Source organism: Rhodopirellula europaea 6C (assembly GCF_000338295.1).
GTDB classification, from domain to species: domain Bacteria; phylum Planctomycetota; class Planctomycetia; order Pirellulales; family Pirellulaceae; genus Rhodopirellula; species Rhodopirellula europaea.
In genome coordinates this window covers 13,483-39,356 of record NZ_ANMO01000235.1, presented here as the reverse complement: position 1 = coordinate 39,356, position 25,874 = coordinate 13,483, and the positions used below count along the sequence as shown (strand labels likewise).

Here is a 25,874-nt window from a genome sequence, read left to right as displayed (position 1 = left end):
ACATCAAATTGCCGTAGGTCGTCGGATGAAAACCTTTTCGTTGAAGAAGATCGGACTCTCGTAGATCGGCTCGCCGGTCGGTCGGCTCCACAACACTTCGCCTTCGCGGGTGGCTTTGATCCCGTAGATTTGCCCAGACTCTGAACCGAAGAAGAAACGTTCTCCGGGAGCCGCGGCAAGAGCTCCGCTGACGATCCCGTCTGTGTTCAAGCGAAACTGAACGTTCGGTTCGCCTTCCATTTCCATCACGTAAACAAACCCTTGGCTGGTTCCCCAACCCACTTTGTTGGAGTCCGCGGCATGCGTCGGCATCGCCAATGCCGATCCGGCAACAATCTCAGCGAATGGATCGATCGTTGGGTCCACCAATCCATAACCCGCGATTCGGTCACCAATCGATGGCACCAGTGCGAATCCGTTGCAGTGCACGACGCCTTGCAGCGGAACGTATTCCAACGAAGTTGCGCCAAACACTTGTCCGTTCTTGACGTCCAACTTGATCAGCTCGCCACCGTTGACAACAGAAACGAACTCCTCGTCCACTCCCAAACCACCGTAGCCACGCATGTTGGAACCAACACGTTGCAACCAAATCAAATCACCTGACTCAGCATCTCGGCACTCGACGGTGCCATCGTCTGAAAGCGTGTAGAACCGAATCGTTGGAATTGTCCGATTTCGCAACTCAGCGTCGATGCCTCGACGTTTCATGCGGCGGATTTCGTTGTTCGCCAATCGCTCCGCTTCTTTCTGATCGATTGCACCTCGTCGGGACAAGTCACTGTCGACTTGAAAACGTGCGTAGACGACGACCTCCTCGTCGATCTCCGGAGCCGCGTTTTCTCCCTCAGCGACCGGCTTGGATTCTGCTGGCTTTGGCTCGCCCGACTTTTCCACAATTTCCACAAACACGTGGCTTTGCGTTTGGTGGACGATCATCTTTTGATCAACGATCGATTGACGTCCCGCAGGAACGCTCAGATTGCGTCGCCAAACTTCTTCCAATCCAAGCTGGCGAGTCTCGTTGGGGCCCAGCAACTCGTGATCAGCGAGTGCGGACGCGGACAATCCAATCGCGTAGGCAGCGACCAGCGTCAGTGAAAGGATGAGACGGGAGTGAAAAGAGCGGTGCATTGCAGCGATACCAGAAAAGAACGGGAGCCATCCGGAAGACCGTTCAGCATAATCCACGATCGCCCCGACGGCGAATTTCCCAATCTGAACGAATTTGGGTACACTCGCCTCGCAAAAAAAAGCCCGAAAGATCGATTCAAACGTCGTGATCGGCACCCGTTTTTCGCGTTCTTCTTTCAGGCCGCCAGCATCCGCCCCTCTCACGGGCAGTTTCTGACCGCCGCTTTTCCATTCCCTCGTATCCGCTCCCAGGCAGAATGGCCAAAATTTTGATGCTCGTCGGCGACTTCGTCGAAGATTACGAAGCCATGGTTCCCTATCAGATGTTGCTGATGCTGGAACACGAAGTGGCCACCGTCTGCCCCGGCAAATCCGCCGGAGACTCCGTGGCCACCGCGATCCACGACTTCGAAGGCCACCAGACCTACAGCGAAAAACCGGGACACCGATTCGCGATCACGGCTGACTTCGAAGGATTGCAGCCTGAAACCTTCGACGCCCTGGTCATCCCGGGCGGCCGAGCCCCCGAGTATCTGCGGCTCAACGAAAAAGTCCTCGACATCGTTCGCCATTTCGCGGATCAGAACAAACCCATCGCTGCGGTTTGTCACGGCCCACAAATCCTGGCCGCCGCAGGTGTGCTCAAGGACCGTGAATGCAGCTGCTATCCAGCCGTCGCTCCCGAAGTTCAAATCGGCGGCGGAACCTACATGACTCCCGGCAAAGGCATGGACACTGCCCACGTCGATGGCAATCTGGTCACGGCACCAGCCTGGCCTGCTCACCCCGCTTGGATGCGTGAATTCTGCCGACTGCTTCCAACGGATTGATGAACGCTCCTGATTCCGATCGCGTCGACCCCGCCTCCGGTCTTTCACCGAATCATGCCGACGCGTTGCGTGCTCGGAAAGCGGAACTGCATGCTGAATTGCTTCGCGTCCGCCGCGAAGCCCATGCGGCAAGACTCGAGGCCAACGCGGCCCGACTCGAAGCAACCGCGTCGCAAATCGAAGCGGAACTGGAATCGATCGAAACCGGGCAGCCCATTGACCTGCCTCACATTGCCGAGCCAGCACCGAGTGCATCTCAAAACAACCTGAACCCGTCGAGCTTCCAAAGCTCCGGTCGCTTCTCATCATGGAACGAAGTTCGCGAGGCTTTCGACTCGTTCACCAAGGTCACCACCCGGCACGATTCCGGACACGGCGCATCGGTGCGAGCGCCGAAGATGAGACGCCTCAGTGAAACCGCGTTGCCGGATCTCGCTCCAACCTCGCCGACGGAACCACTCGAACCCGAGGTTGCCACCGACACAGATCTGCTCGACGAATCCACGGCTTCTGAAACCACGACGTCTGATCTCGAACCACAAGACGACTCGTTTCTCACAACGGAAGACGCGCCATCCTCTTTCAGCGAACCGCTTCCCAGCGTTGTGGAAGATGATGAAGAGACCAATACGAATGGACGACGTGCAAAACCAGCCGCGTTGATCGTCAGCACGGTCGTGCATGTGGTTCTGCTTTTCATCCTTGCCGCATTCACGCTCAGCAACGCTCGACCAAAGGATCAAATGGCATTCTCCGCTTCCGCATCCAGCGAAAGTGAAGAGACGGCGATGGAAACGTTTGCCATTGAAAGCAGCGAACCCATCACCGAACCAACTCAATCGCAACCAGACGAAGTCCAGTACGACGTCAGTGAAATTGGCGAAATGCCAATGGTGGACATCACCTCGACAGCAATGGATTCCGTTGCCGCGGCGGCATCGAATTTGTCATCGCTTTCCAGCTCGTCGTCCGCCGCTTCTCAAGCGATGCAAAAGCTGAAGTCTGACTCCAAATCGCAAATGGAGTTTTGCGGCGTAGAAGGTGGCGGCAACCACTTTGTGTACCTCGTCGACAGCTCCGGCAGCATGGGCGATGCCTTCACATCCGCTCGATCGGCGCTACTGCAATCAATTGACATGCTGACGGAGAAGCAGCGGTTTTACGTTGTTTTCTTTGACGCCGAATGCGACTACATGCAGTTGTCGGGATCCCCCGAACCAGAAACACGCAGTGCCTACGCCACCGCGAAAAACAAGCAACAACTTCGCAATTGGGCCATGCGAGTTTCCATGGATCGCGGTAAAGCTCCCTATGAACCACTGCGTTTCGCCTTGGGACTCAAACCCGATGTGATCTTCCTGCTCAGCGATGGCGAGTTCCCACAGGGCATCGAGGACCTGCTGTCCGAAGAAAACCGATCGACCAATTTGTTTGGCGACACAAACCCCATCAGCATTGTTCACACGATCAGCTACCACAGCCGCGAAGGCGAAAGCCGGATGCGTCGGATCGCGGAAAAGAACTTCGGTCAATACCGTCACGTCCCCAAACCCTGAGGCCGACGTTTGGCAACCAACCGCCTTGCCAATCGCACTCGTCAGACGCTTGCCTGGATCAACTCCCGCGGCAAGCGATTCAAAAACTGGTACGTCGACTATCGCTTTGGTTCGATCGACGAGAACGCTCAACTTGGCCGCCGCGGTGAACAAGCGGCCGCTCAATTGCTGAGGCGCAAAGGCCTGAACGTCATCGCCGAGAGTGAATCCGATCGCGCCGGTGAAATCGACTTGATCGCTCTTCGCAAGCGGCCACGTCTGATTGTCTTTGTCGAAGTCAAAACGCTATCGACCACGCGGCCAGGACACCCCGCAGACCGCGTCGATGAAAACAAACAGGCACGTATCACACGAGCCGCCCTACGCTACTTGAAACGCAAGAAGTTACTCGGCATCGCGTGTCGCTTTGACGTCGTTGCGGTTTGGTGGCCGCGAGATGAACCGCGTCCAACTCGTGTCGAACACTACGAGTCGGCATTCGACGCGGTCGGGATCGATTCCTTTTACGGCTGAACAGAACTGGTCCATCAATCACGCAAGTCAATCAAGACCGCATTGAGAAGGCCTGAATCGCATCTCGAAACAGTGCGACTCCATTCTCGAGCGATTCCAGTTCGATGAACTCATCAATCGTGTGCGCCTGTTCGATGCTGCCCGGTCCGCAAACAATTCGATGCTGAAGTTCTCCCAACACCGCACCGTCAGTCGCATAACAAACCGTCTCCGGTTTATCACGTCCGCAGTAAGAACTGGCCAGCTCGCACATCCGAACGAGCGTGGGATCGTCAATTGATGTTTCCAGCGGAGCGACCGATTTGTAACCGCGAAATTGCAATCCGAGTTGCTCAGCGGCAACCTTCGCGTCCTCCATCAAACACTCACCGTCGACGTTGGGCATGGTTCGCCAATTGGCCCAAACTTCACTTCGGTCGGGCACGATGTTGGTCGCGTCGGCGTGGTCACTGATTCCAAAATTGAAGGTCAACGTCGGAGGGTCGAATCGGTCGTCCCGCAACATAGGGTCAGTCTGAACCCGTTCGTGCAACTCAAGGATCGTCTGCAACAACGGTATCATCGCGACGTTCGCGTTGATGCCTTTCGCGGTACTGCTGTGGGCGGCTTTGCCATGCGAGATCACTCGGAACCCGCCCATGCCTTTATGAGCGTGGACAATTCGAAGTTCCGTTGGCTCACCGATCAACGCAACCGGATTGCGAGAAACGATTTCGCGATACGCCGGACTGCTTTGGGCCAATTCCTTGGCACCACGAAGCCCGACTTCTTCGTCGGCGGTGCAAACGATCCATAGCGGTGCGGATTGTTTTGAGGCATCCAAACCGTCGATCGCCGCCAGCATCGCTGCCAGCGATCCCTTCATGTCACAAGCACCACGACCATACAGACGGTTGTCTTCGACCACGGCCTCAAATGGGTTTCCGCCCGGTCCTCCCCAACGATCCGCGGGGACGACATCGGTGTGACAGAAATACGCCAACCCGATCTCGTTTTCGGGTCGATCCAACTCAAGCCGATCGATGGATTGCGTCGACAAATTGCCCGATTCCAAACTGGAATCCGGTGGCAAACGCTTGGCAATTAAATTGAATTTTGGGACACCTTCACCATCCAGGTACCGCGTTTGCTCACATTCGAACCCTTGCGCTCGCAAACGAACTGCCACCCACTCCGTGATCGCTCCGTTGCTGGTATGACTGACCGTTGGATAAGCGATCAATTCGGACAGTAGACGAACAGCAAGTGACAAAACGAGGTCTCGGTAGGAACAGCCGTGGCAACTCAAATCCGACAATCTACACCTTCAAGCGGCCCCCTGCACCAGTGAATGTCCCCGCCTCCCCCGAACAACCCACGACTTCTGATCTCGACGAATCCGCCCAGCAATCGGATTGGCGACCATGGGAGCGATTGGGCGAACTGGCCGAAGCAGGCGACGCGATCGGCGTCGAAAACTTCCTCTCCAAACTAGGCCCCAATGACCAAGCGTTGGCGCTGAACCGTTTGGACGAGGAACATTACTGCGCCGTCTTGACCTTGCTTCCCGCCGAGGAAGCGGCCGAAATCCTGCGTCACCTCAGCGAAACGCAAGCCGCCGAATTGGTCGACTCGCTCGAAGTTTCGGACGCCGCCGCCATCGTCCAGGAGATGACCAGCGACGAACAGGCTGACTTGCTGGGTGACTTGGACGACGATCAAGCCGAATCCATTCTGCGCGCGTTGCCTCCCGAAGACGCCGCCTCGGTTCGGGAATTGGCCGCGTACAGCGATGACCAAGCCGGTGGTCTGCTGGTTCGTGAGATTCTGCGTTTCAATCAGAAGAGCTTGGTTCACGAAGTCATCACGACACTCTCTGAAAATGCAGAGGAATTCCGCGACTACGACGTTCAGTATGCCTACCTGACCGATGACGACGAAAAGCTGGTTGGCGTGTTGCCAATGCGAAACCTGTTGTTCGCCAAACGCACCGACCCGGTTGCGGACATCATGATCCTCGACCCGTTGTCGATCACCGCCAGCATGCCGCTGGATGAACTACGTGACTTCTTCGACGCCCACCATTTCCTTGGCGTGCCCGTCGTCGACGACAACCACAAACTGCTGGGCGTCGTCCACCGAAATGCCGTGGACTACGAATCGACTCGCGCAGCCGAGAACGATTTTCTAAAAAGCCAAGGGATCATCGGCGGTGAAGAACTGCGAACGATGCCGCTTTGGCAACGTGCAAAACGACGGCTCAGTTGGCTCAGCATCAACATCTTGCTCAACATCGGTGCCGCCGGCGTGATCGCCGTTTATCAAGACACGTTGTCCAAGGTGATCGCTCTGGCGGTGTTCTTGCCTATCATCAGTGACATGAGCGGTTGCAGCGGCAACCAAGCCGTCGCGGTGAGCATGCGAGAACTTTCACTCGGCTTGGTTCGCCCCACCGAAATGATTCGCGTGTGGCTGAAAGAAATCAGCGTCGGACTGATCAATGGATCGGTCCTGGGATTGCTGGTCGCAATCGTTGCTGTTGTCTGGGACGGCAACCCTTACCTGGGACTCGTGGTGGGCGTGGCGTTGTGTGCCAACACTTTGATCGCCGTTTCCATCGGAGGCACCGTGCCATTGCTACTGAAACGACTCGGGTTTGACCCCGCAGTCGCCAGTGGCCCGTTGCTAACAACCGTGACCGACATGTGCGGCTTCTTCCTCGTCCTTGGACTGGCCACCGCAATGCTCGAACGCTTGATCTAGCCCTCGCCCGTCAAAGGGTTCTCACCCTTTTTGAACAACGCCTCGCAGCCCGAATCACTTCGGTCGGGTTGCGATCTCAACTCGGCGAGCGTCGTTGAGGTATGCCATCAAGTCAGTGATGTCCTGCAGCGACAAATCGTCCAGCAAACCACTCGGCATGATGCTCGATCGGCTGGGCTGGATCAGATCCACTTCCGACTCCGCCAACGTGGTCACGTTGTTGTTCGAATCGCGAATTTGCAAATCGCCGCCAGCTTTGCTGACCATTCCGACGTAGACCTCACCGTCCAACGTCAGCACCTTCTTGCTGGCGTATTGATCGCTCACAACATGTGATGGATACAAAACGGATTCTAGGATCTCGCGACGTGTGAATCGACGAGCCACGCTGGTCAGATCAGGACCGATGACGGTGCCTTGATTCCCGGCACGGTGACAATTCGCACATTGGGCTCGGGCATAAACCTCCGCACCTGCCAGAGCGTCACCGCCCTGCCCTTCATCACTTTCCAGGTGAGAAATCAACTGTTCGAAATCCCATTTCGATTCATCTTCTCGTGGCAATTCTGCCGCTGGACGATCCGGGAACGTCTTGGCGTACCAACGTTGCCATGGAGTCATCGACAGCTTCACGCCTTCGGGACGTTGCATACCAGTCCAGTGCTCGAGCAATTGCTCCACACTTTCAAAGGTGGTGCCTTCTTTCTCCGCACGCAGCCCCATCAGGACCAACGACCGAAGAGCCATCGGATCATCGGTGGCGATTGGCACCGAACGGAGCCGAGTGACAACTTCATTCGCGGCCGGTCCATCCAGGACATTCAAACTGCGAACCAAGTAGTCCCAGTTTTCACCGTCAGGGTTTTGTGCCAATGCCATTGCCACAACTGCTCGACGCTGAGGTTCGGTTCGCCAAATTTTTCGCAGGTGCGCCGCCGACGCGTCGTCAGGAGCCGAAGCCAACATCGCGATGATTCCGGTTCGCAAACGCCGGTGAACATCGTCCACCTTGGCTTCGTTGGTGAGCTCATCGTCCAGTGTCCGCAGCTTTTCGGCGGTCGCTTCGTCAATTGGACGCTTCAACTGGAACAAAGCACCAAGGGCGGAATTACGCCAACGGCTGCCTTCGTCCAAGATCGCTTGGATGTCGTCTTCCGAAAGATGTCGAGCGAAATCTCGCGTCACACCCACCATGTACATTGGCAACGAACCCTCGCTGTCTCGTCCGGCGATACCTTCGTAGAACTTTAACAACGCGAATCGCTCACGAGCCGACCATTGACGATCGATGCGTTGCAAACACATCGCAGCTAAAACGCGATCCAACTCCGGTGCATCGGATTCCAAATACTCCATCGCCCGAGGAACCAAAGACTCAGCTTGCAGATAGCTCGCCAAGCGAATCAATTCGTGATTCATGCGAGAATCGCCAGCGGGGAATTCATCCGCGATTTGTTTGGACAACCACTGAACTTCGCCGGCCTTGATGTTGCAACGATGCAGCGTGACCTGGCAAAGGCGTAGCGTGTCGACAAAGTCTTTGTCGCTCAAGAATTCTTTCATCATGTTGCTGGTTCGCTTCAGAACCAACAATCCGGTCGCCTTGTTGGTATCAGCGGCAACCAATGCCAACATGCCAACCAAAGCGGTCCGTGTGTCTTTGTGCAGAATGACGGTCTCTTTCCATTTTGCCGCTGGAATGCGTTGCAAAACTTGGCGAGCCACATAAGAGAGAACCCGATCCTCGTGAGCCAACAAATCAATCAATGGCTGCGGGTCGCTCGGAATTTGATTGCTACGAAGCATGGCTTCGCAAACCGCACGACGGACTCGCAAGTCACTGTCGGTCAGCATGTCATTCAAACGGTCCTTCGCACGTGCTGACGGGTTCAGCCCCAGCTGAATCGCGGCGCGACGTCGAACCAATTCGCTTTCGGCCTTGGACAATTCGATCAGCAAATCGTCGCTTGGAACGGGCCCGTACATTTGCATCAGGTTCATCGCTCGAATGCGATAGGACGGCGGATTCTCATCGCTATATGCAACACCGGCCAATTGCTGGTCCCAATCGCTACCCAACTCGCGTCGAATCGCGGCGATTCGTTGACGCGACCAAGCAGCGTCCAATTGAGGCTGGCGAACCGCGGCGGCGATCCCGCTGCCGAGTTGCTTCATCGCTTCTGGAATTTTGCCTTGATAGACAACTCGATAAACGCCACCAGCAGTCCCGCGACCGCCCGTGCAGAAATACAACGCTCCATCGGGACCGACGGCCAAGTCCGTGACGTTGAGCGGCTGCCCTTTCAGGAACACTTCGCTGTCAGCTTGGAATCCACTGCCATTGGGTTTCAGACGGACGTTCAGGATCCGACCTTCGGACCAATCGGCCATGAACAAACTGTTGTGATATCGAACCGGGAACATGTGGTGCTCATAGCACTCAATTCCGGTCGGGCTGCCGCGTCCAGTGTCCAGCACGTTTGGCAATCGATCGATGTAATACTCAGGCCATTTCGCCCAACCAGTTCGCCAACCAAACTCACCCGCTTCGGTAACATCCACCAGAGCCGTGGGCCGATACCAAGGTGTTTCAACGTCGGCTTCCATGTCCGCGTCATGCACGAACAAGTTGCCTTCGGGGTGGAATGCCAAGTCGTATGCGTTTCGCAGTCCACCGGCGATTCGCTCGATGACCTTGCCTTCGATATCGGTTCGAATGATCGTTCCACCGGGAGCCTTCACGCCTCGACCGTGCCCGCCCGGATCTTCGTAACGAGGCAACAAATCGCCTTCGTAAGTGTCTTTCAATGTCTCACCGCTACCAGTCTTTCCGATCGGCTTGACGTAACTTCCAACCGAAACATAGATCATTCCGTCAGGGCCTAAACGCAATCCGTGAGGACCGTGCTCGCCACCGCTGCCGCTGAACTTGACGATTGTCTTGACCGTTTCAAGTTCGCCGTTTCGATCCTTGTCGATCAATCGATAAAGAGCCGATCCGTCTGGCCCATCGGCGGTCACGAACACCTCGCCATTGAGCGGCAAAATGCCTTGAATGGATTCGACTTTGTCGCAATACGTTTGGACGTCTTCGGGGACACCATCGTCGTCGCGGTCGGTGACAATCAACAATGGCCCGCCTTCTTGCGAAAGCAAAACGTGGCCGAACTCGTCAAACGCCATCGCAATGACTGATCCGACTTGGTCGTCGTTGATCAGACGTTGAACACCGAAGCCGCGTTGGATTTGAAAGCGTTCGGAATTCTCTTTGGCGACTTCAACTTCGACACTGGGTTCGCGATCCCACGGAGCGGTTTCGCCAAGCGGACCAAACGTCGACGCTGGCAGCCAAGCTCCGTCGTTGTACGCAGCGGTGTTCCACAACGGGACTTCTTGCAGATTGGTTTTCCATGTTCGATCGGAACTGAACGTGAACCACTTCTCACCCGTTTCAGGTCGAATCGACACGCGTGCGACCAGAGCAGCGGTGTTTCCACGGGTGTTCTGAACTTGAACCGCGACGACATTGCGTCCCGGTTCGATGTAGTCGCTGATGTCGAATTCTTGCATCTGCCGGTAGGACTCGCCCTCACCGACTTTGCGCCCGTTGACGTGCACTTCGTAGGCATCATCAGCGGCAACTTCGACGATCGCTTCGCCACGGTGACGCAAATTCAAAGATTTGCGGAACCAGCACGTTTCGCCGTGCGGGATCGCTTGCTCAGCGGTTGTTCCTGACGCCCAAATCCACTCCGCTTCCGCCGCGAAGGTTCGAGTGTCCCAACCTAAACACAAAGCACCGACGGCGAGCGTCAACGCGATCAAATGGAATCGTCCAGCAGACATCCTGATTCAGCCTTCCATGGCGTGGAGTCAGTCATTTTCAATGAAAAGGGCGTCCAACACGCCGATTTTCAAACATTCACACTCCGCAATACCATCCGGCGGAGGGTGCCTGCAAGATCGAATCAGCCGCTCTGCCACTCTTGGATCGCAGGAATTGGGCTGACCAGCATCAACACGTTCAGCAGCAAATTGTCGCGAATCATGATCAACATCAAGATCTCGCTGGCCACAAACAACGCGACCGACCAACGCCAAGGAAATCTGGATGAGAACCAGTATCCCAACGTGCAGGCCGCCAAATCCGTGACCGAATTCGCGATCGAATCACCGGTGTACCCCACCGCCATCGTCGCTTCGCGGTAGCGTTTGATGATCAACGGCGAGTTCTCCAAGATCTCCCAGCTTGCCTCCAGCCCCAACGCGATCAACAGGCATTGCGTCCGATTCAGGCGAGGCACCCAGCGGAGTACCCAGAAAAACAGCACGCCGTGCAAAACGTGCGAAAAGAAATAGGGATCGATCAGGTGCTGAGAATTATGGGCGGTCCAAATGTCCCAAGACCATGGCACCCACGACCCGCAGTCGCACCAGAATCGACGGCCCATCCCCGCCAGCACCAAGACCATGCCGACGACAATCAAACCCGCGATCCACGCAGTCGTCCACGACCGATCCTTTTGGAATCGATCGTCGGTGACTTCAAGCTTTTCGGACGAACTCGCGTTCAACTGAACCGTTTCTGGATCAACGCAAGTTATCGCGATCGATCACCGGGTTCGCGGTTCCTTGTCCGATCAACACCAACAAACCTTGTTGTGGACGGTTGGCATTCATCGCTTGAGCATTGAAGGGAACGCCATAGCAAGCGTAGTTGCCAGTTGCGGTATCCAAGACATAAATGACCGAACGCCCAACCGGGTTGCTGCTACTACGAGGGAAATCAGCTTGCCCGGTCGCCATGATGTACGACCCACCTTTGCCATCGGTCCCCAACGCATCGGAGATGTTGACGGTGAACGTGGCCGCAAAACGATTGACTCGTGGGTACATCACGGAACACTGAAGCAAACCCGAATTGTGATCCAGGACGAACAATCCGTCCGCTTGATCACTGACGGCACCCGTCGCGAGCGAAAACGTTTCGCTGCTTACCGCGGCGGTCGCGTTGGCGATCGGCAGGTTCTGCCAATTGGCCAGTGCGGATGGGTTCGCACCCACGGCGGCAGTTTCTGCAGAACGACGGGCTTCGGAGGCGACACCTGCGAAGTAGATGGCCGCCCCAATGGCTGCAGCCGTCACACCGACTAAACCGACCATCCATCCGCGATTCCCACAGCATCGCGTTGATTCGGTTGGAACGACTGGCAATTGAGCGGGATCAGCAAAGTCTTTCATGAATCGTTTCTCAGCTAGCGGCAGAGGAAGGGAACAATGGAGTTGATTCAGCCTGTGATTGTACGCATCGGCTGAGAACTTTACGATTGGAATCTCGTGTCCTGGACCGCCTCTTTCCACGTTTCTCGCGAAAATCATCATGTCGCTCAATGCTCCCCTGAACAGAAAACTCCGCATGGGAATCGTTGGCGGTGGTCTGGGATCGTTCATCGGTCGCGTCCACACCGTCGCCGCCGGATTGGACAATCGCAGCGAATTGGTCGCCGGAGCCTTCTCCAGCAATCCCGAACGCAGCCGCAACTCCGCCCCCGGATACGGCGTCGACGAATCACGAGCGTACGGCAGTTACGAAGCCATGCTGGACGCCGAATCGCGGTTGCCAGAAGACCAACGGATCGACTTCGTCAGCGTCACCACGCCCAACCACACGCACTTCGAAATCGCCAAAGCTGCGGTCGAAGCCGGCTTCAACGTCGTCTGTGACAAACCGATGACGTTCGATTTGGATCAAGCCGAACAATTGCTGAAAACGGTCGAAAACTCCGACGTCGTCTTCGCTCTGACACACAACTACACCGGCTATCCGCTCGTTCGCCAAGCTCGCGAAATGATCCTGAGTGGTGAACTCGGCGAGATCAACGCGATCCGTTCGCAGTACATCCAAGGCTGGCTTCGCGACAAACTGGAAGACGACGACCAAAAGCAAGCCTCCTGGCGAACCGACCCGTCCAAGAGCGGTGCCGCAGGTGCTTTCGGCGACATCGCCACGCACGCCTACAACCTGGGCCGCTTCATGACGGGCGTGTTGCCCGAAACGGTCAGTTGCAGCCTGAAATCATTCGTCGAAGGCCGCAAGCTGGACGATTACGGCACCGCCGTGATCCGCTACGAAAACGGTGCTCTGGGAACCGTCACCGCATCGCAAATCAGCCACGGCCGCGAAAACGATGTGGAAATCGAAATCGATGGCACCAAGGGTTCGCTGAAATGGCGTCAAGAAAACCCGAACGAATTGCACTACCGTCAAAACGGCAAGGCTCACCAAATCTACACACGTGATCCCAACGCGCCTTACATGCACGAAACCGCCGCGGCATCGTGCCGTTTGCCATCGGGTCACCCCGAAGCCTTCTTCGAAGCCTTCGCAAACGTCTACGCCGCCGCGTTCGACGACATGGCCAAACGCGCCGAAGGAACCACCATCGATCGCGAGAAGTCGCTCTACCCAAGCGTTCATGACGGCGTCGAAGGCATGTACTTCATCCAACAGTGCGTCGCCAGCAGCCAAGACAATGCCGCTTGGTTGCCACTGAAGCACCCCGTCGCTCGCGTTTGATCGGCGTTCCCGCTTTATGAACCGCGCTGCTTCTGTTTCCGTGATCATGCCCGCTGCTGGCAGCGGGCAACGCTTTGGCAGCCAGTCCAACAAGCTGTTTGCGATCTTGGATGGCAAACCGCTGTGGCAACACACCGTCGATCGATTCCAACATCGCGGCGACGTCCGGCAAATCGTGCTGGCGGTTTCCGAAGAAGACGAGTCCACGTTTCGTGAACAAATCGCGGCCATCTCCTCCGCCGCTCCGATTCACCTCGTTCGCGGCGGCGCGACTCGCAGCGAAAGCGTTGGCGCGGCATTGGACGCGGTCAAGAAATTCGCAGCCGAATCCACTGTCGCCAATGCATCCGCGCAAACGCTGGTCGCGATCCACGACGCCGCACGCCCCTTGGTCCGGCAAGCTGACCTGGACCGAGTCTTCGCCAAGGCCGCTGAAACCGGCGCCGCCATCCTGGCCGCTCCCGTTTCCGGAACCCTGAAACGAACCACGGGCAACGGATCGGAAACCGTCGATCGCCGCAACGCTTTTGTCGCGTTGACTCCCCAGGTGTTCGCGATCGACGTCATTTGTCAAGCTTACGCACGCGATCGAGGCCGACTGGCCACCGACGACGCTCAACTGGTGGAGCGAACCTCTCACCCGGTTCTGCTTGTCCCTGGTTCCGCTGACAATCTGAAAATCACCTTCCCCGAAGATCTCCGCATCGCGGAGGCGATCCTGAACGAGTGCCGAAGCGAATTCGTATGACCACTTCCAACGCCACCAATTCACTGATCGAAGATCTCCGTTGGCGTGGTTTGCTGAATCAAACCACCGACGAAAACGGAATCGCTGAGCTTCTCAACTCCGGTCCTCAAACGATCTACATCGGGTTTGACCCAACGGCGACCTCGCTGCACGTCGGCGGCATGATGCAGTTGATGATGCTGCGTCGCTTCCAACGCGCCGGTCACAATCCGATTGCCTTGGTCGGCGGTGCCACCGGGATGATCGGAGACCCCAGCGGCAAAAGCGAAGAACGCAATCTGTTGTCAGCGGATCAACTGCAAAAGAATGTCGATGGCGTCGCGGCTCAAATGCGTCACTTCCTCGACTTCGAAGGTGAAAACGCAGCCAAGCTGCTGAACAACTTCGACTGGATGAAGGATTACTCCTACCTCGAATTCCTTCGCGACGTCGGCAAGAACTTTCCCGTCGGTGCGATGATGGGCAAAGAATCTGTCCGCAGTCGATTGGAAAGCGAAGCCGGCCTGAGCTACACCGAATTCAGCTACATGCTGTTGCAGGCTTACGACTTCGTGAACCTCGCCAAGACTCATGATTGTCGCATCCAAGCCGGAGGCAGTGACCAGTGGGGCAACATCACCGCTGGAATCGACCTGGGTCGTCGCATGCTGGGCAAGCAATTGTTCGGCATCACCGCGCCGCTGCTGACAACCAGCGACGGTCGCAAAATGGGCAAGACCGAATCGGGCGCCGTGTGGCTGGATCCCGAGCGAACCAGCCCGTACGCGTTTTACCAGTACTGGATCAACGTCGCCGATGAAGACGTGATGCGATGCTTGGCGTACCTGACCGAAATCGAGCGAGCCGAATACGACGAACTCGAAGACAAGACCAAGAACGATCCCGGACAACGCACCGCACAGAAACGACTGGCCCAGTGGCTGACCGAATTGGTTCACGGCGAAGCCGGAGTCCAATCGGCTCAACGAGCCACACAGATTCTGTTCGGTGGTGAACTCGGTGACACCACGGATTCACAACTGCGTGAGATCTTTGCCGACGTTCCTTCGTGCGACGTTCCAAAATCGGCTCTTGAAGGCGAAGGCCTGTGGATCGTCGAAGCATTGCAAACCGCGAAACTGTGCAACAGCGGCGGCGACGCTCGACGGGCTTTGTCCGAAGGCGGCGTGTACGTCAACAACACTCGCGTGGAAGACGTTCAAAAACGCCTGACCGTCGATGACTTAGACGGCCGATCTGTCTTGGTGCTTCGCCGCGGCAAACGCAAATACGCCCTGCTCAAGATCCAAGATTGAGCTCGATCATGCGTCGGTGGCAGGCCTCTTTGGCAATCGCTTTGCTCCTGAGTTCACTCGGAGCACCGGCCACGCTCATCCATGCGTTCGCACAAGAATCGCAAACTTCGGCGGAGGGAACCACGCTCGTTCCCACCGCCGAATTTCGACTCGATGCCCGCCCCGGCACCGGTTCGATCGACCGACAAAACAACCTGATCACGGTCAACTGCCCTGCCCCGCAAGAAGAAGCCTGGGCGCTGCAGGTTCAGTGCGAGCCGATCTCAAACTCGGTGTCGACATCCGACGTGTTCTGCGTCTCCTTCGATGCACGAGCCATCGCATCCAGCACGGATGGACTGGGAAGCATTCATGTCTCGATGGCGACCAACGATCCCTGGGAACCAATCGAAGAACCCAACGGGTTTCGCTCCTTCGACGTTCCCAATCAGTGGCATCCGTTTCGAATCTGCTTTCGTGCCAAGCAGGACTACGACGCCAATCGTGTCTACGCCTCGATCCAGTGCGCCGAGAAAAAGCAACGACTCGAAATTCGCGATCTGAAATTGATCGGGTTGGGAAACGTTCCCGACGCGAGCCTCCCGTTCACGCGGTTGTTCTACCCAGGCGCGGACAACGATGCCTGGCGAGCGGAAGCTCAGCGCAGCATCGATCGCCATCGTAAACGCAACCTCACCATCCGAGTCGTCGATGCCGCTGGTCAACCGCTGGCTGGTGCAACGGTTCAAGTTCAGCAACAAAAGCACGACTACGCATTCGGAACATTCGTCGGCAACACGCCGATCCACGCCGGCGAAAACGCGGCCAAATTTCGCGAACAAACCAAGCGTTGGTTCAACCGTGTCACCCTGCCTCGCTACTGGGCGGACTGGGGAACGGATCGTCCAGCCGGTGTCGTTAAAGCCGATGCGACCGCCGAATGGGCCATCGACGCGGGATTCGAAATCAAGAACCACTTGCTGCTGTACCCGCAGTTCATTCCCGATCGAGTCAAACAATTGGCCGATCAACCGTCGCGGTTCCAAACCGAAATCGAAACGGCCATGGACGCCGCTCTGGAGCGAACACGTGACATGCCAATCGCGGTCTGGGATGCGATCAACGAACTTCGCGATGTATCACTGGTCGGCGACGTCCTGGGACGTGACTACTACGCCGACGTGTTCAACCGCGGCCAACGTTCACAACCAAATGCTCGTTGGTTCATCAACGAATACGGATTGATGACCGGCGGCAGCGAACGCTCAAAACATCTCACGACTTACATCCAGCAGATCGAACAAATCTTGGAAAGCGGCGGGGCCGTCGAAGGCATCGGCATCCAAGGGCACTTCCAAGCCAACCTGATCACGATGCCGGAAGCCTGGAAAGTCCTCAACGAGCTGTCACGATTCCAGTTGCCGGTCGAAATCACCGAGTTTGACGTCGACACACGTGACGAAGCCACCCAAGCCCAATTCACTCGCGATTTTCTCACGCTGGTGTTCGCCCATCCCGCGACCACCGGTTTCACGACCTGGGGTTTTTGGGAAGGCGACATGTGGCGTCCCCACGGCGCCATGATTCGCGAAGATTGGTCGACCAAACCCAACGGCCAAGTCTGGGAAGAGCTGATCTTCCAAGACTGGTGGACCGACCAAACCGTTCAAACGGATGCCGAAGGCATTGCCACCGTCCGAGCCTTTCGTGGCATCCATCGCGTTCAAGCCGAAGCCCAGGATTGGGCACGGATTCGAACCGTGAATCTACTCGAGGATGAAACCATCACCTTGCAAATTGGAGTTGGCGGTGAGTGACCTGCCACCGCTTCCGTCGGAACAATTGCTGATCGATCACCTGGCTTCTTCCACGCGTTCATCGCTCGCCTCCGCGATCGTGATGTCACCGGGCCGTGGACAAGCCGCCAATGCACTGATTGCCGCATTTCCAAACAGCAAGGTCACAAGCTGGTTCGTGGATTTGCACCGCGCCGAACGTGCGCGCGAGGTGACCTCCGAAGACGTTCATGTGATCTGCCAACCCGATCTTCCTGACACCTCGTGGGATCTCGCTTTGTTGCCGATCTTGAAAACCGGCGAAGCGGAGATGAATCGGGACCTGATTCATCAATCATGGCAGCGCCTTACGATCGGTGGTGAACTGATCGCCGCGGTCAACGCTCCCAAAGACACGTGGCTGCTGAATCAATTGCAGGCTCTCGGTCCCAAAGTCCGATGCCACGACGATCCGGCCGGGCGAGTTTATGTCGTGCGAAAATCATCCGAGACATTCAAACCCAAAACCTTCGACGCCGAATTCACTCACCGAGTCGACGATCGCATCCTGACCGTGCATTCTCGTCCATCGGTGTTCTCTCATCGGTCGGTCGACCGAGCCGCCGCGGCAATGATCCGGCACGCGCCCATTCCCGAAGGCTCCACGGTCCTGGAACTGGGGTGCGGAAATGGAGCCGTCGCGATGGCGGCCGCCGTGCGATCACAAACCGGTCACGCATACGCTGTCGATTGCAATTCGCGAGCCGTCCAGTGCACCGAGCGAGCGGCGGCTCGAAACCAGATCAAGAACCTCACCGCCATCGTGAATCACGATGGAGAGCTACCGAACGTGCCAGCTTGCGACATCGCGTTGCTCAACCCGCCCTACTACGGCGACTTCCGAATCGCCGAGCATTTCATGGTCACCGCCGCGAAGAAACTGCGGTCGGGCGGAGAGGCTTATGTCATCACCAAGCAAACCGATCGCTACCTCGAATACGACTGGTGGCCGCTGGAAATGACCGATCGAAAGACCGCCCAGTCCTACGACCTGCTGCGTTTCACCCGCGAGTGACAGCAGCAGGCCGCACGAAGTGAGTTGCGGCACATCTCTATCGCCGACCACTGACACTTCAGTCCGCCGTGAACACCAGCCGGCGAGGCTCACCAAATAGGCCTTTCTTGGCTTGGGTGGATTTTTTTCTGAAACTTTCCCTCCGCCATGACCTTTCCGATTTTCGGATCACGATCCCGATACGTTCGCCGCCCAGGTACCATTGCGAGCGGCGACATAGCGACAATCGCTCACCAAAATGCAAAACGCTCAGAGTTCGCATTTACCGGGAAGCTCCATACGACTGACACTTTGTGTTGCTACTTCATGGTTTCGTTCATTTGCAGCGGCGAAAACATAACTGCTTTGCCGCAACGCGAAACCGTCTTTTATCAGCCTGCATCAAAGGTCTGTAAATGAGTCGAGAGCATTTGACCCAACATCAAAATAACCACCTGCCTCGACCGTGGAATGGACGATTGATTGATTCAAGATGGACTGGACGGAAGGTTCTTACGACGTTGATGATTTTGCCGTTGTTGTTCGGCTGCAATCCAGATCGATCTTCTTCTACACGAAGTGAAAGGCGACAGGCGAGCACGCGGGACTCTTCAAGCACGCTATCGGAACACGCAAAAGTGGATTCGGAATCGGGGCCCGCTGATTCGGAACCAATGCCTGTTGCGGCCAACTTGCCCAAGAAACAGCGCCAGGATCCGAGCTCAAGCCCGGGGGCAACACCGTTTCCGGCCGAACAGGTTCAGTCGTTGATCCAGGCGGGTGACCTCCGCGGTGCCGAACAGATTTTGCATCCGTATTTGGTTGCCAGCCCGAACGATCCGGTTGCCCTGTTCACACTGGCTCAACTCCATGCGGCGTCAGACGACCTCGAAACAGCCATCAAAACACTCAGAAATCCGGCCATCCAAGAATCCGATGCGGCATTGCCAGCCTTGGGGACAACGGCCGATTGGCTCGTCCAACTTGGACGTCCAGAAGAAGCCGCGGACTGCTACCGGCAAATGCTTCGCGTTGCCCCCGATGCAGTGATGATTCACCGTCGCCTAGCAGGTCTGATGATTCGAATGGGCCGTCCACAACTCGCCCAAGCCTCCTTGAGGCAGCTGTGCCGAAGCGGTGATGTTCGGCGACCGGAACTCGCCGCCTTGATCTCGATCTCTCAGGTCGACAGCAGTCGACCGATCGGTCCGGTTGCCAAAGCACGTCAACTGGCCAAGGAACATGACTATCAAGGTGCAGCAGATCAACTGGCATCCCGTCCGCAAACGGAATATCAGACACCGGATGTGGAGGCCTTTCACACTCGTATGATGGCCGAGCTTCAACAAGACAAAACGGTGGCGGAGCGACTGGCTCAGGGTCGCGTCGACCAACAAGCCTATTCGGACTACTGGGCCGCGTTGGGCATTCATTCGCTTCGGCGAAAGGACATCGATGCTGCCATCTCAGCATTCTCCAATGCCATCACGATCGACCCTACCGACGCCAGTTCCATCCAGAGACTCAGCCAGGCCTACCGAACGTCGGGCGACATTCAGTTAGCTGACCAACATCATCAACAGTTCCGTCGGGTACTCAAGACCATTCGGCTGAGCAACCAAATCGCCGAGAGTCCGTCCGAGGACACAATGCAGGAACTAGCGGATGCGTTGGACTCACTGGACCGACCGTTGGAAGCCGTTTTGTGGAGGACCATCGCGGCGAGTCGCCAAAACGATTCGGCTGACCAAGTACGTTCGTTGGTGGATCAATTCTCCAGCATCGCCAAATCAGACAACGCCTTCCCGCCATCAACACTTCCAGAGGCAAAGCGGAACGTCGTGTTGCCGGACTCCGTTACGCCACCCAATCGATCCGATCGGCCACGGATCGCATCAGGCTCTCGATCACACGACTGGCCCCCACCGCCTGAAACTGCGGTGTGGCAGAACATCGCCGCGGATGTCGGTCTGGATCACCAATTTCGTGTTGCAAAGGAGCCACAGTCCAAAGCGTTTGCGATCTACCAATCGCTCGGCGGTGGTATTGCGGCGATCGATTTTGACCTGGATGGCCGCTGTGATCTCTATTGCGCGCAAGGAGCCGCAGACCCGCCTGCCTTCGAATCGGACGAGCCCAATCCGCTGTACCGAAACATTGACAAGAAAGTGAAAGACGTCAGTCAATGGGCGGGAACTGGCGAAACCATGTACACGCTAGGTGTCACGGCGGGCGACTGGAATCAGGATGGGTTCGACGACCTAGCTGTGAACCAATTCGGATCCGTTGTCCTATTAACCAACTGTGGCGATGGCACATTTCAAAGGGATGTCCTGCTTCAAAAGCCAACCACTTGGCTACCTTCATCGATCGTCATCTCGGATGTCAACGCGGACGGCATGCAAGATCTGATCGCCTTGGCGTACGCCGATAGCGAAGATATTTGGAGGAAGCCACCAGTCAACGAGGACGGACGGCCAACTTATTTGATCGGACCGGCTAGTTTTGCTGGAGCGGCCAACCTCGCACTACAGGGGACAGCAACTGGTTGGGAAGATGGTTTTGATGAAATCCGTGCGTCCGAAGAAACTGTAACGGACACTTCTTTGGGCATCATTGTCGGATTGGAAGTCGGAAAAATGGCTGCTGAGAAGAATGCCACGGACGCTCAAACCAACTCGATCTTCATTGGCAACGACCAGCAAAACGATCGTCTGTGGACGCACTCCGGCGACGCCAAACACGGATGGGACGAAACGGCGATGGTTCATGGTTGTGCGTTCGGCAGCTTTGGAAATCCCTCGGCATCAATGGGAATCGCGGCCGCTGATTTCAATCAGGATGGGCAGGAGGATTTGCACATCACCAATTTCCAAGACGAACCGGCTTCTCTTTTCTATGGCTGTCGTTCTGGATTTCGGGATCACTCCATTGGGAGCGGACTTCATCGGCATAGTTTCAATGTGCTGGGCTTTGGCACCGCGGCGTTGGACTTTGACCTCAATGGTCTGCCTGATTTGATGGTGACCAACGGATACATCGATGATCCAGCCGAGCAGACTCCGTCGTATGAGCAACCGATGCAGTTGCTTGTACGACACAACAAGAAATATCAGCTTCAATCGGTGGCAGATCCCAGCGGCTATTGGGCGAGACCACATGTGGGTCGGGCGATGGCTCGGTTGGACTTCGATGGAGACGGCCGCGACGACGTTGCCATCACCAACTTGAACGAGAATTCCGCGATCCTGCTCAACCGTACAGAGACCGCTCACCATTGGATTCGCGTTTCTTTGGTCGGCAAGACATCAACTCGGAACGCCATCGGTGCGGCTATCAAGGTGATCGGAGAGGATCGCGTCTACACGCACCGTGTGACCGCTGGTGACGGCTTCCTTTGCCGTGACCAACCGGAAATGACGATCGGTTTGGGCGACCAACAAGACAATGTCGATGTCGAAGTTAGATGGCCAAACGGAGACCTCCAACGTTGGAACGACGTGGGCATCGATACGTCCTGGATGTTCCTCGAATCAGAACCCGCGGCCTTCGAGATCCAAAGGCAACAATGATTGCCATCATCGCGTCGTGACAAAGATCATGACTCCCTCAACATCAGCGTTGCCACACCCCTCGTTCCAATCGATTTTGCTCGCCACCGAGAGTACGGAGAAGTCTTTGAGTCGTTCTTGCGATCGCGGTTAAACTCCACCTTGCTATCAGTGGGTTCTGTTTTTTCGGTGGCAGATCGCCACGACGCATCAGCAAACGGAGGCAGCGGTTTACAGGGCCTGCGTTTTGCTTAGTCCGAACTACTTGCGTGGACGTTCGCCCCATAGGCGGCCGAGGAGGTTGTGCAGCGTTGGGTCGTGTTGCTTGAGTTCGGCTCGCACGAATGGGAAGAAGTCGTTGCGATAGAAGTAAGCTTCGGTGCCTTCAGCGAAGTACTCCTTGTGGTTGCTCAGCCCGTAGTGGCGGACGGTTTGGCCGGTGTACAGCAACACGTTTTCGTACCGCTTGCCCGTCTTCGCTTCTTCAAACGCGGCGATGATTTCCGGTTGATCAAAGCTCAAGAACTGATCGTGGTAGGCATGCGCCAGTTCATGCAGAATCATGGCGGGATGCTTGAGCATCTGCTCCTTCGATAGCAACTGGTTCGCTCGTGGAAGGTGAACCTTCTTCGTCAGTCGCTCATCGTGACCGTTGGCCAGCAACCAACCGCGGCTGGGATGATACTGCATCGTTCCCAGGCTCGGATGTTCTTCTTCGATCCAAATCTCGACTTGTTGCAGCTTCGCAAGTGTTTCGGATGGGATCAAAATCTGGATGCGCTGGAGATGATTGGCAAGCAACGTCAGCGAGCGGTGATCGCTCTCGGAAACGCCGTCGCCCGACACGGCTTCACCCAGAAGAACAGGTTCGATGTGCACCTTCCAGCCTTCGATCTCACGGACCACCGGATCGAATCGCGGGACCGATTTGGCTGGTTTGTCGTTTGCCAATGAGGGAGTCAGGAACGCCAGCCAAAGGAACGAAAGACCAAGTAGTCTTCCGGGGGAAATCATCCGCTGGGCTTGGTTCATCATCGGCTCTGGGTCGCATGGAGAGGTTTGACTGCGAAAGTCAGTCGGCCTTCACCACGTCCATGAAGCCGATCATCATTTCGTTCCAACTTTGGTCGCCCCATCCAACAGTCTTGGAAGGATCAGGGTTGCTCAGATTGTATTCCGAGTTGTCAAAGACCGCACGGCAGTGGACGACGGTCCCCCGAGGCAATTTCCGAGGTTCCTTCAGGATATACTTCATCTGCCAGTTGAAATCGTAGGCGGGAACATCCAGCAAGATTTCTTCTTCGCCACTGGGGAACTCAGCCGTGTAGCGGAACGCTTTGCCACGCAGGTGCATGTGCGGGGTCATGCCGAGCAGCTCGATGTCCTTTCGGATGGTGTGCTTCGCCGTCACCACATGATTGGCTTCGCCGGGCGGGATCCTGAATTTCGTGTTGACCGCGATCGCACCTTCCAGCTCTTTCTCAACGTTGGCTTTGTCAGTGAATTTGACCCCGATGTACGACAGATCGCTTTGGGCGGTGCCGTTGGGTGTGTAGTGCATCTCGAACAACAGTTTGCTGCCGGCTTCCGCATGAATCGCGACACCGTCATCCAGATCGACCGGGGTGCTGCCGGGAGCGTAGCCGACCAACACCTTCCGGAGATCGGCATTTCTGCCGCCCGGTGGGATCACATAGACCAAGATGTGGTGAACGACGGCTCGGTTCTGAGGACGTGCTTCGCAGGCGACGACGTACTTGTCTTCGTCCCAACCCGGATCGATCACAAAACGTTGGTAGTCGACCACACCTTCGGCGGGCACATCAAACGGTTTGTCTCTCATCTGGATGACTTGATCAGGTTCGTCGATCTGCCATCCGGTCGTGAACACGGGCGGCTCGGGCAGTTCCGACGGATCGCCCTCGGGCATCCCGCCATCGACCCACTGTTCAATCAATTCCTTTTCTTCCTCAGACAGCCTGGCGTCATTGGCGAACTCGCCGTGTGCCGGGTTGGCTGACCAAGGCGGCATACGGTTGTTGCCGATCACTTCGAGGATCGTGTCCTCCCATCCCTGCGTGTCTTCGTAGCTGATCAGCGTAAACGGCGCGATCTCGCCTTCGCGATGGCAAGTCACGCATCGTGAATTGAAAATCGGAGCGATGTGTTTGGTGTAGGTGATCTCGCCGAGTTCAGCGACTTCTTTGGTGCGTCCGATGTGGCAACCAACGGCCTCCGTTTTCGGTTGGGAGATCGATTTTCCGGCCTGCAGTTCTTCGACCGCGATGGCCAGATCGGAACGAGTTTTCTTGTCGCGAGCGTAGCCAACTCCGTATTGGTCATCGATGCGGCCGTGGTAACGGATGACGCGATCGGCATCGATTAGGAACACCTCGGGCGTTCGTTCGGCTTTCATCGCATCGGCGACAACATTGCCTTTGTCCTTCAGCATCGGAAAGGCGATGTCGTGACGATGCACGTAGGCGGCCACTTCGGTCAAGCTGTCTTGTTTGTTGGAGTTGATCCCGATGACCTGGAGACCGCGATCTCCAAATTTCTCCTGCAGATCATTCAGCCGTGGGCCATACAACTTTGCCAGTGGGCACTCGGTCCCCAAAAAGACGATCGCCGCGCACTTCTTGCCCTTGAAATCACTCAGCGATACGGGTTTGCCGTAGGCGTTGGGCAACGTGAACGTCGCAATCTGTTCTCCGACCGGAGAAGTTTCTGCACCTTCGGACTGGATGCCCGTCGCGGCGTTGGCCGGGATCCACGTGTTTCCAAGAATCAAGCATGCGACTGCCAAGCAAACCAAACGACGATGCATCAGAGGCCTCGGGCGAAGAGAATCAACGGGAAACATCAGTTTCGCTGAAATGCGAGGGCCGTGTCACCCGCAGTTCCGTGTCGAATTGTACGCGGCGATTCATCGTCCTGCCGAAAAGGCCGGTTTGGATGCCTTCGGGTGGAACTCCCTGGGATACGAATTCGGGCGAGTCCGGCGACGGGTATTGCACAACCCAATGCTCAAGACGCAGCGGAATTCTATGGCAGTTCGAGTTCGCCGGACCAAGGTTGGTTGTCGCGATACCAGTCCACCGACGCCGCCAATCCTTGGTCTAGGTCGATCTCGGGCGTCCAGCCGATCAAGTCGTTGGCTTTGCTAATGTCAGCCGAAGTAATTTTAATATCCGCTTTGTGGAACGTCTTGTGTTCGACCTTGGCTTTTTTGCCCAGCAAGTTTTCGAGTCGACCAATGATGTCGTTCAAGGAGACCGGGGTTCCGCCGCCGCCCAAGTTGATGACTTCGTATCCAACGGGCTGCAGCGCCGCGATGGTTCCCGCAGCGATGTCAGACACATACGTGAAATCACGAGCTTGTTCGCCGTCGCCGAACAATTCGATCGGCGTGCCTTCATCAATCCATTTGATGAATCGGAAGATGCACATGTCGGGACGTCCCGCGGGACCGTACACGGTGAAGTAACGGCAAACCGAGACGTCGATGTCGTACAGATGATGATACGAGTACGCCATTGCCTCGGCGGCTTTCTTGCTGGCCGCGTATGGTGAGATCGGCGTGTTGACGGACAGCGTTTCCACAAACGGCATCGGTTGGCCGGCGTACAAAGACGAGGTCGACGCGAGCACGTACTTTTTCACGCCGACACGTCGCATTTGGTCGAGCAGGTTGAGGCTGCCCATCACGTTGGTTGTCATGTAGACGTGCGGGTTTTCCATGCTGTATCGCACCCCTGCACGAGCGGCCAAGTTCAGCACCGCATCGAATGAATTTTCATCGAAGATTTTTTGCAGCGTCGATGAGTCTTCGATGTCGCCTCGAACGAACGTGAACGCCTCACCCTGGGAGGTCAGTTTCTCCAAACGATGTTCTTTCAGCCGCACATCGTAGTAGTCGTTGACGTTGTCGATTCCGACCACGCGATGACCCGCCGCCAGCAATTGCGAGGCGACTTCATTGGCGATGAAACCAGCGCAGCCTGTGACCAGGTACGTTTTGGACGACGAATCGGGCATCGGTTCGGGACTCTTGATTCGGGGTTTAAGAAGATGCACTGGGGTTTGACGAGGTTCAAACTATAGTGGGCCGCCAGTTGCA

The 25,874-nt window shown here is 56.4% G+C and carries 18 protein-coding genes; 10 read left to right on the top strand and 8 right to left on the bottom strand.

Features of this window, described 5'->3' with window-relative positions; all coding sequences use genetic code 11:
* Positions 1-3: 3 nt before the first annotated feature.
* Complete coding sequence (locus RE6C_RS33115; protein ID WP_236618514.1) at positions 4-1,134, bottom strand: PQQ-binding-like beta-propeller repeat protein; 1,131 nt, start codon at positions 1,132-1,134, stop codon at positions 4-6.
* Positions 1,135-1,391: 257 nt separating this feature from the next.
* Between RE6C_RS33115 and RE6C_RS25010 the strand changes: the two genes are divergently transcribed.
* From RE6C_RS25010 to RE6C_RS25000, 3 genes are read left to right on the top strand one after another with little or no spacing between them, the layout of a single operon-like run.
* Entirely contained in the window at positions 1,392-1,964 is a 573-nt protein-coding gene (locus RE6C_RS25010) for a DJ-1/PfpI family protein (RefSeq protein ID WP_008661128.1), read from the top strand.
* A complete protein-coding gene (locus tag RE6C_RS25005; protein ID WP_008661127.1) occupies positions 1,964-3,520 on the top strand; it encodes a hypothetical protein in 1,557 nt (518 codons plus the stop codon). The genes RE6C_RS25010 and RE6C_RS25005 overlap by 1 nt, the downstream gene beginning before the upstream one ends.
* A gap of 9 nt (positions 3,521-3,529) precedes the next feature.
* Positions 3,530-4,033 carry a YraN family protein gene (locus RE6C_RS25000; RefSeq protein WP_008661126.1) on the top strand — a complete coding sequence of 168 codons (504 nt, stop codon included), beginning with the start codon at positions 3,530-3,532 and terminating at the stop codon, positions 4,031-4,033.
* Between the two features lie 31 nt (positions 4,034-4,064).
* On the opposite strand, the gene RE6C_RS24995 is transcribed toward RE6C_RS25000, so the two are convergent.
* Entirely contained in the window at positions 4,065-5,285 is a 1,221-nt protein-coding gene (locus RE6C_RS24995; protein WP_236618513.1) for a M20 family metallopeptidase, read from the bottom strand.
* Positions 5,286-5,359: 74 nt separating this feature from the next.
* Here RE6C_RS24995 and mgtE point away from each other — a divergent pair, with 74 nt between their 5' ends.
* Positions 5,360-6,775, top strand: a complete 1,416-nt coding sequence (gene mgtE, locus RE6C_RS24990) for a magnesium transporter (protein WP_008661123.1) — start codon at positions 5,360-5,362, stop codon at positions 6,773-6,775.
* A gap of 54 nt (positions 6,776-6,829) precedes the next feature.
* Here mgtE and RE6C_RS24985 read toward each other — a convergent pair whose 3' ends face one another.
* The 3 genes from RE6C_RS24985 to RE6C_RS24975 form a co-directional block, all read right to left on the bottom strand.
* Complete coding sequence (locus RE6C_RS24985) at positions 6,830-10,621, bottom strand: DUF7133 domain-containing protein (protein ID WP_008661121.1); 3,792 nt, start codon at positions 10,619-10,621, stop codon at positions 6,830-6,832.
* Positions 10,622-10,743: 122 nt separating this feature from the next.
* On the bottom strand, positions 10,744-11,349 hold the full coding sequence (locus tag RE6C_RS24980) for a DUF2585 family protein (protein ID WP_008661120.1): 606 nt from the start codon (positions 11,347-11,349) through the stop codon (positions 10,744-10,746).
* A 16-nt stretch (positions 11,350-11,365) separates the two neighbouring features.
* Positions 11,366-12,016, bottom strand: coding sequence for a hypothetical protein (locus tag RE6C_RS24975; protein ID WP_008661118.1), 651 nt, complete (start codon positions 12,014-12,016; stop codon positions 11,366-11,368).
* A 58-nt stretch (positions 12,017-12,074) separates the two neighbouring features.
* Here RE6C_RS24975 and RE6C_RS24970 point away from each other — a divergent pair, with 58 nt between their 5' ends.
* From RE6C_RS24970 to RE6C_RS24945, 6 genes are all read left to right on the top strand, one after another.
* Positions 12,075-13,352, top strand: a complete 1,278-nt coding sequence (locus RE6C_RS24970; protein ID WP_008661116.1) for a Gfo/Idh/MocA family protein — start codon at positions 12,075-12,077, stop codon at positions 13,350-13,352.
* Positions 13,353-13,368: 16 nt separating this feature from the next.
* On the top strand, positions 13,369-14,100 hold the full coding sequence (gene ispD, locus RE6C_RS24965; RefSeq protein WP_236618512.1) for a 2-C-methyl-D-erythritol 4-phosphate cytidylyltransferase: 732 nt from the start codon (positions 13,369-13,371) through the stop codon (positions 14,098-14,100).
* Entirely contained in the window at positions 14,097-15,395 is a 1,299-nt protein-coding gene (gene tyrS, locus RE6C_RS24960) for a tyrosine--tRNA ligase (protein ID WP_008661113.1), read from the top strand. Before ispD ends, tyrS begins: the two co-directional genes overlap by 4 nt.
* An 8-nt stretch (positions 15,396-15,403) precedes the next feature.
* Positions 15,404-17,191: an endo-1,4-beta-xylanase gene (locus RE6C_RS24955; protein WP_008661111.1), complete on the top strand. Its 1,788-nt coding sequence runs from the start codon at positions 15,404-15,406 to the stop codon at positions 17,189-17,191.
* Positions 17,184-18,224, top strand: a complete 1,041-nt coding sequence (locus RE6C_RS24950) for a class I SAM-dependent methyltransferase (protein ID WP_008661110.1) — start codon at positions 17,184-17,186, stop codon at positions 18,222-18,224. Before RE6C_RS24955 ends, RE6C_RS24950 begins: the two co-directional genes overlap by 8 nt.
* A 653-nt stretch (positions 18,225-18,877) precedes the next feature.
* On the top strand, positions 18,878-21,775 hold the full coding sequence (locus tag RE6C_RS24945; RefSeq protein WP_236618511.1) for an FG-GAP-like repeat-containing protein: 2,898 nt from the start codon (positions 18,878-18,880) through the stop codon (positions 21,773-21,775).
* Between the two features lie 240 nt (positions 21,776-22,015).
* Here RE6C_RS24945 and RE6C_RS24935 read toward each other — a convergent pair whose 3' ends face one another.
* The 3 genes from RE6C_RS24935 to RE6C_RS24925 form a co-directional block, all read right to left on the bottom strand.
* A complete protein-coding gene (locus RE6C_RS24935) occupies positions 22,016-22,789 on the bottom strand; it encodes a M90 metallopeptidase family protein (RefSeq protein ID WP_008661103.1) in 774 nt (257 codons plus the stop codon).
* A 37-nt stretch (positions 22,790-22,826) separates the two neighbouring features.
* Positions 22,827-24,581, bottom strand: coding sequence for a redoxin domain-containing protein (locus tag RE6C_RS24930; RefSeq protein ID WP_008661101.1), 1,755 nt, complete (start codon positions 24,579-24,581; stop codon positions 22,827-22,829).
* 218 nt (positions 24,582-24,799) lie between these two features.
* On the bottom strand, positions 24,800-25,792 hold the full coding sequence (locus tag RE6C_RS24925; protein ID WP_008661100.1) for an SDR family NAD(P)-dependent oxidoreductase: 993 nt from the start codon (positions 25,790-25,792) through the stop codon (positions 24,800-24,802).
* Positions 25,793-25,874 lie beyond the last annotated feature (82 nt).